2 protein-coding genes and 1 pseudogene are annotated in these 1,862 nt (G+C 36.9%); 2 read left to right on the plus strand and 1 reads right to left on the minus strand.

What is annotated here, in order from left to right; all coding sequences use genetic code 11:
• Positions 1-305 precede the first annotated feature (305 nt).
• Both KHQ23_RS25675 and KHQ23_RS25680 read left to right on the plus strand, forming a co-directional pair.
• Positions 306-731, plus strand: a complete 426-nt coding sequence (locus KHQ23_RS25675) for a hypothetical protein (RefSeq protein ID WP_227500655.1) — start codon at positions 306-308, stop codon at positions 729-731.
• Positions 732-747: 16 nt separating this feature from the next.
• Positions 748-1,611, plus strand: a complete 864-nt coding sequence (locus KHQ23_RS25680; protein ID WP_211776983.1) for a toll/interleukin-1 receptor domain-containing protein — start codon at positions 748-750, stop codon at positions 1,609-1,611.
• A gap of 46 nt (positions 1,612-1,657) precedes the next feature.
• On the opposite strand, the pseudogene KHQ23_RS25685 reads toward KHQ23_RS25680, so the two are convergent.
• Positions 1,658-1,862, minus strand: a pseudogene (locus KHQ23_RS25685) (IS3 family transposase); the annotation flags it as partial.

Raw genomic sequence — 1,862 nt, forward strand, 5'->3', positions numbered from 1 at the left:
AGCGGTGCCGACTTTTCTGACCTTCAGGGAAGGGGGCGGCTCACTCTGCTTCAGTGGTGGTAGCTAATCACCACAAACTGTTAGATACAAGGGAAGGGGGGGTGAGGCATAACCTGTCAAAACGGCAGCCGGCTGCGCCACTCACTTTCCGTTCACCATTGAACATCGGCTGGCGCCTTTCATGTCGTATGCCGGTATCATAACTTATGTCATTAATCTTTAGCTCTCGCAGAGATGGTTGTTCTGGACGGTGTTTATGCTATCTTTTCTGTATGTCTCTCTATCAACATGCAATAGGACAAAAAATGAATGTAATTGAATCTAAAATTGCTGGATTAGGGTTCCTGCAGGCAATTATTGCCAGAATGGCTAATAATTCCTTTTATATTAAAGGGTGGGACCTAACATTATTTGTTGCATTAGTTGCATTAAAAAAAGATGTATCACAATATTCGAGCTATTTACTACTTGCGTTAATAGTGAGTACCATAGCGTTCTGTTTATTAGATGCTTATTATCTACAACAAGAGAGGATTTTTAGGAAAATATATAACTATTTGGCCGAATCAACTTCAGAATCCATTAATTATTTCAGCATTAACCCTGCGCTATATAAAGATAAACTAAATGGTGAAATTCTTTCATATAAAAGCTCATTAACTTCCACATCTATTCTTCTTTTTCATATACCAATGTTTGTTGCTGTTTTTATCTTTTTTGTATTGTTTTAAATAAGGAGTGTTAATCATGCTACATGCCTTAAACTTCTCAATACCTGATGATTCTTTTCTGTTGAGTGGTATTAATTCAACTACATTAATAGGTGATTTAAAACTTCAAAATCCGATAAAAAAAATCAGGGAATCAATAACAAAATCAAATGGACACACTGATTCTATTAATGAGTCCATTAATTATGAAGAATTCAAAAAAATCTGGTTCCCTGATGTAAATGCACATGTTTTTATTTCCCATAGTCATGTAGATAAAGCTAAGGCAATAGCCTTGGCTAACTTTTTATATTCTAAGTTTGGCATCCGTTCATTTGTTGATTCAGAAGTGTGGGGGTATATGGATGATGCACTCCGTGAGCTAAACAACAATCACAATAAATTTCCTGGGCAAGAGAATACATATATTTATGAACGATGTAATAAACTTGCAAGCAATTTGAATATGATACTTTCATCTGCATTAATAAAAATGATACATGAATCTGAATGCCTGATATTTATTAATACAATCGACTCATGTATTCGTGATGGGAATGAGTTTAGAACCAAGTCTCCATGGATATTCACTGAATTATTAATGAGTTCAATGCTTGAAAAGCGCGCACATAAAGATCGTCCATTGGAATTGCGCAAATCACTTGATGAGTCTCGTGCAGTAGCTGCGAATGAATCATTTGACCAAGCTTTATTTTCATATCCATTATACTTAAAACACATGCATAATGTAACCAATGACAAAATAAATAGAATCAATGAGATAAAACCTTACGGTTTATATTCCACAACGACTGTTCACAGAGATACGGTATACCACTTTAAAGTCGATGATGTATTCAAAAATTTAGACTCGATCTATAAGCTGGTCATTTATAGATAATCTTTTCGATTCTATCTTTCAGGCCATTTTCATGAATGGCCTTTTAGATACCCGCCCAGTCTCTGCCATAGAACATTTCGTTTTTGATACGCCCGAAGAAGCCTTCACACGCAGCATTATCCGACGAGCATCCTTTGCGCGACATGGACCTTATAAGTCCGGAGGTGTTGATACGCTCGAGCCAGCCCGGCCACCGGTAATGGCCACCACGATCGCTGTGTATCACTGGTTTATCATGTTCGTTGAGCGTA

The organism is Klebsiella sp. 64 (assembly GCF_018223915.1).
Classification (GTDB): Bacteria; Pseudomonadota; Gammaproteobacteria; order Enterobacterales; family Enterobacteriaceae; genus Klebsiella; species Klebsiella pneumoniae.

Excerpts from the sequence above, each read along its gene's own strand:
- KHQ23_RS25675 (WP_227500655.1), top strand. The coding sequence starts at position 306 with ATGAATGTAATTGAATCTAAAATTGCTGGATTAGGGTTCCTGCAGGCA.
- KHQ23_RS25680 (WP_211776983.1), top strand. The coding sequence starts at position 748 with ATGCTACATGCCTTAAACTTCTCAATACCTGATGATTCTTTTCTGTTG.